This window comes from Rhodosalinus sp. FB01, assembly GCF_041365715.1.
Lineage (GTDB): Bacteria > Pseudomonadota > Alphaproteobacteria > Rhodobacterales > Rhodobacteraceae > Rhodosalinus.
On sequence record NZ_JBGFSH010000098.1, the window covers coordinates 1 to 352 of the forward strand.

Here is a 352-nt window from a genome sequence, read left to right on the forward strand (position 1 = left end):
CGCCGGGTCGGTCATGCAGAGCGTCACCTCCGTCGCGGCCTCGAGCTCGTGGGCGATCCGCCGCCCCGGCAGGGCGCCGATCATGTCGCCCGGCCGCGAGATGCCGAGACCGATGCGGCGGCCCTCGGCGCTGAAGCGCACCATCCGCATGTAGCCCGACCGCAGGACGCCGACGCGCTGCGTCCGGTCGCCCTGATGAAAGAGAACGGTCTCCGGGGCCAGCGTGACGCGGCGCACCCGGTCGAGGGCGCCGAGGTTGCAGATCCCCGCGAGGTGATGCGGACAGCTGCCGCAGCCGCTGAGCGGCATGAGGCGTACGCCGGTCATGGCCGCGGCTCCGTCGCGGCGATGC

1 protein-coding gene is annotated in these 352 nt (G+C 73.9%); it reads right to left on the minus strand.

Annotated elements, in window-relative coordinates; translation table 11 throughout:
* A partial coding sequence (locus AB6A65_RS16765) for a Crp/Fnr family transcriptional regulator (protein WP_371039514.1) occupies positions 1-327 on the minus strand: 327 nt, incomplete at its 3' end.
* Positions 328-352 lie beyond the last annotated feature (25 nt).